The following is a 4,068-nucleotide window of genomic DNA, read 5'->3' as shown; positions in this document are numbered from 1 at the left end:
GGCGGGATTGATCTCGAAGCCGACGAAGCGGCGCCCGTGGCGCGCGCAGGCGACCGCGGTGGTGCCGCTGCCGGTGAACGGATCGAGCACCAGGCCGCCGGGCGGACAGCTCGACAGCACCATCCGCTCGACGATCTGCAGCGGCTTCTGCGTCGGGTGGTCAGCGCGCTCGGGGTCCTGCCGATGGATGCGGGGCACGCTCCACAGGTCCTTGGGGTTGTAGCCGACCTCCAGCCACTTCTTGCCCTCGAAACGCGGGCGGCTGCGCGCCTTCTTGGTCTCGGCGTCGTACGGCACCCGCACCGAGTCCAGGTCGAAGTAGTAGTCCCGGGCCTTGGCGAAGAAGCCGATGTTGTCGTGCACCGACGAATACTTGCGCGTGGTGCCGCCCATGCTGGGCACGCGCCGGTCCCAGATGATCTCGTTGACCATCGTCAGCCGGCGCTTGAGCATCACGAACAGCTCGGGCGAGTACTGCCAGGTGCAGAACAGGTACAGCGAGCCGCGCGGCGACAGCTTGGGCACCACCGCGTCGATCCAGCGCTCGGACCATTCCAGATAGGCCTGGCCGGACAGCCGGTCCGAATCGTTGCCGTAGTCCTTGCCGAGCCCGTACGGCGGGTCGGCGACCACCAGATCGATCGAACCGTCGGCCAGCCGGCGCACGCCGTCGAGCACGTCCTCCTGGTACAGCAGGGCCGGCAACGCCGGCGTGGCGGTCAGCGCGATCGCGTCGCCGCCGACCGTCGGCGTGATGGTGTCGGCGGCGGCGGCGCCCGGTGCGACTTCGGGAAGCGTGCGCATCAGAGCGTCAACCCCGCACGTTCGGCGACCGTGTGCATGTCCTTGTCGCCGCGGCCGGACAGGTTGACCAGCAGCAGCTTGTCCTTGGGCAGCGTCGGCGCCAGCTTGCACGCGTAGGCGATCGCATGGCTCGATTCGAGCGCCGGGATGATGCCCTCGATCCGGCAGCAATCGTGGAAGGCGCGCAGCGCCTCGTCGTCAGTGATGCAGACGTATTGGGCACGGCCGCTGTCCTTGAGCCACGCGTGCTCGGGACCGACGCCCGGATAGTCCAGCCCCGCCGACACCGAATGCGTCTCGATGATCTGCCCGTTCGGATCCTGCAGCAGATAGGTGCGGTTGCCGTGCAGCACGCCGGGCGAGCCGGCGCTCAGCGAGGCCGCGTGGCGGCCGGTGTCGATGCCGTCGCCGGCCGCCTCGACGCCGATCAGCTTGACGTCCTGGTGGTCGATATACGGATAGAAGATGCCCATCGCGTTGGAGCCGCCGCCGACGCAGGCGATCACCGCATCGGGCTGCCGGCCGGTCATCTCCGGCATCTGCACCTTGGCCTCCTCGCCGATCACGCACTGGAAATCGCGCACCATCGCGGGATATGGATGCGGGCCGGCGACGGTGCCGATGATGTAGAAGGTGTTCTCGACGTTGGTGACCCAGTCGCGCATCGCCTCGTTCAGCGCATCCTTCAGCGTCTTCGAACCGCTCTCGACCGGCACCACGGTGGCGCCCAGCAGCTTCATCCGGTAGACGTTGGCGGCCTGGCGCTTGACGTCCTCGGCGCCCATATAGACCACGCATTCCATGCCGAAGCGCGCCGCGATGGTCGCGGTGGCCACGCCGTGCTGGCCGGCGCCGGTCTCGGCGATCACGCGCGGCTTGCCCATCTTGCGGGCCAGCAGCGCCTGGCCGATCACGTTGTTGATCTTGTGCGCGCCGGTGTGGTTCAGGTCCTCGCGCTTGAAGTAGATCTGCGCGCCGCCGAGCGTCTCGCTCCAGCGCTGCGCATGGTAGATCGGCGACGGACGGCCGACGAAATGCTTCAGTTCACGGCGGAATTCGGCTTCGAACTCGGCGTCGTTGCGCAGGTTGGCATAGGCCTCGCGCAGTTCGTCCAGCGCGTAGGTCAGGGTCTCGGAGACGAAGGTACCGCCATAGGGGCCGAAGTGGCCGCGGGAATCGGGCAGGTTGTACATGAGTGGGCTTCCGGGTGGCGCGGCCGTCTTCGTTGGATCGGCCGCGGCAGGGGAACAGGGTGGCTTGCGGGACCGGCGCGATGTCTGTGATCGGCGCCGGTCGTTCGCCAGGCTCAGGCGGCGTGGTTGGCATCCGCGGCGCGCACCGCGCGCACGAAGTCGGCGATACGGGCGGGGTCCTTGACGCCCTTGGCCGCCTCCACGCCGCTGCTGACATCGACGGCGTAGGGGCGCACGCGCTCAATCGCGCCAGCCACGTTTTGCGCGTTCAACCCACCACTCAAAACGATGCGAGGAGCGGCGCTTGCGGTTCGATTGCCGTTGCATGTCGATGTGCCGGGATCAGGCGCAATCCATCCGGGAGGGATCAGGGTCCAGTCGAAGGCGTGTCCGCCGCCGCCATAGCCTTCGACGAAGGCATCGAGCAGGATGGCCGCGGCGTCACGATATTGATCGCCGAATTCTACCAAATCGAGACCGGGGCGCACACGCGCCGCGCGCAGGAACGGCAGCCGGCAGCGCTGGGCGGCGCGCGCGCAGTCCTGCGCGCTCTCGTCGCCGTGGAACTGCAGCAGCGACAGCGGCACCCGTTCGGCCACGTGGGCGACCTCTTCGGCGTCGGCATTGACGAACAGGCCGACCACCGCGACGAAGGGGCCGGCGGCCTCGGCCAGCGCGGCGGCGCGGGCCACATCGACATGGCGCGGGCTGCCGGGATAGAACACCAGCCCGATCGCGTCGGCGCCGGCATCGACGGCCGCGCGCACATCCTCCTCGCGAGTCAGCCCGCAGATCTTGATGCGGGTGCGCGGGCGGACCGGCACGAACTGCGCCTCGGCGCCGGGCACGCTAGTTGGCGAAGGCATCGGCAAACACTCCATGAAACAGGCTGCCGGCCGGATCGGCGGCCGGGATGCCATAGGGCTCAGGATACCTGACGCCGGCCAGATACAGGCCGTCCGGCATGAAGGTCGGCGCGGCCATGCTGCGCTGGCGCGAGGCCAGCACCTCGGGCAGCCACGAGGCCGGATAGCGCCCCCGCCCCACCGCCACCAGGCAGCCCATCAGGTTGCGGACCATGTGGTGCAGGAAGGCGCTGGCGCGAAAACGCAGGAATACCCAGTCGCGGTCGGCGTGGATGCGGATCTCGTACATCGTCTTGACCGGCGACCTGGCCTGGCACTCGGCGGCGCGGAAGGCCGAGAAATCGTGCTCGCCGATCAGGCAGGCGGCGGCCTCGCGCATCGCGTCGACGTCGAGCCGCTTGCCCGGCGGCAGCATCAGGTAGCCGGCGCGGCCGTGCACCAGCGGCGCGCGGTGCGGACCGGTGTAGAGCGCGTAGTAGTAGGTCCGCTCGAACGCGGCGAAGCGGGCGTGGAACGCCTCGTCGACCGGCTTGGCCCATTGCAGCGCGATGGTCGGCGGCAGGAAGGCATTGACGCCGCGCACCCACGAGAACGGCTCGCGCGACAGCACGGTATCAAGGTGGATCACCTGCCCCAGCGCATGGACGCCCGCGTCGGTCCGCCCCGCCACCGTGGTCGGCAGCCGCTCGCCGGCGAACTGCGCGATGGCGTCCTCCAGCACGTCCTGCACGGTATTGCGGTGCGGCTGCGACTGCCAGCCGGAGAAGGCGGTGCCGTCGTAGTGGAGGCCGAGGGCGAGACGGGTCATGGATGCGCGTTTTGGATGCGGGCTCACGAACGCGGCGGCGTGCCGGAGGACGTATCGGAGGACGTATCGGAGGACGTATCGGAGGACGTATCGGGGGGCGCCATGATATCAGGCGAGCCCTCGGCGGAACGGTTGCCGGCATCGCCGCCATCGAAATCGAGCGAGATCCCGCCGAGGTCGAAGGCCAGCGGACGAGGCGCGGGCGCGGTCGTGCGCGGCGTGTGCGGTTCGCCGGCCTCGATGTCCTGGCCGTCGTCGGCCTCCACCGGGAGGTCGGCGAACGCCTGCGCCGCGGACGCCGGCGCGGCGATCGGCTGGTCGCCGGTGGGCGCCGGAAAGGCATCCAGCGGCAGGCTCAGGCCAGTCAGCGCGATCGGGGCTCCGGCGAGGATATCGG

4 protein-coding genes and 1 pseudogene are annotated in these 4,068 nt (G+C 69.4%); all 5 read right to left on the bottom strand.

Annotated elements, in window-relative coordinates:
- Positions 1-804 (bottom strand): site-specific DNA-methyltransferase (locus B551_RS14800; RefSeq protein ID WP_023264413.1); only part of this gene is annotated, 804 nt, incomplete at its 3' end.
- On the bottom strand, positions 804-1,997 hold the full coding sequence (trpB, locus tag B551_RS14795; protein WP_006577313.1) for a tryptophan synthase subunit beta: 1,194 nt from the start codon (positions 1,995-1,997) through the stop codon (positions 804-806). The genes B551_RS14800 and trpB, both read right to left, overlap by 1 nt.
- A 113-nt stretch (positions 1,998-2,110) precedes the next feature.
- The gene (locus B551_RS14790; RefSeq protein WP_043439894.1) at positions 2,111-2,863 is read right to left on the bottom strand and encodes a phosphoribosylanthranilate isomerase; all 753 of its coding nucleotides are present in this window, start codon (positions 2,861-2,863) and stop codon (positions 2,111-2,113) included.
- Positions 2,847-3,671, bottom strand: coding sequence for a tRNA pseudouridine(38-40) synthase TruA (truA, locus tag B551_RS14785; protein WP_006577315.1), 825 nt, complete (start codon positions 3,669-3,671; stop codon positions 2,847-2,849). The genes B551_RS14790 and truA overlap by 17 nt, the downstream gene beginning before the upstream one ends.
- Before the next feature lie 23 nt (positions 3,672-3,694).
- A pseudogene (locus B551_RS26610) lies at positions 3,695-4,068 on the bottom strand (hypothetical protein); the annotation flags it as partial.

The organism is Cupriavidus sp. HPC(L), assembly GCF_000307735.3.
Taxonomy (GTDB): domain Bacteria; phylum Pseudomonadota; class Gammaproteobacteria; order Burkholderiales; family Burkholderiaceae; genus Cupriavidus.
The sequence above is the reverse complement of the archived record's forward strand: the minus strand, read 5'-3'. Positions and strand labels throughout refer to the sequence as shown.

Excerpts from the sequence above, each read along its gene's own strand:
- trpB (WP_006577313.1), bottom strand. The coding sequence starts at position 1,997 with ATGTACAACCTGCCCGATTCCCGCGGCCACTTCGGCCCCTATGGCGGT.
- B551_RS14790 (WP_043439894.1), bottom strand. The coding sequence starts at position 2,863 with ATGCCTTCGCCAACTAGCGTGCCCGGCGCCGAGGCGCAGTTCGTGCCG.
- truA (WP_006577315.1), bottom strand. The coding sequence starts at position 3,671 with ATGACCCGTCTCGCCCTCGGCCTCCACTACGACGGCACCGCCTTCTCC.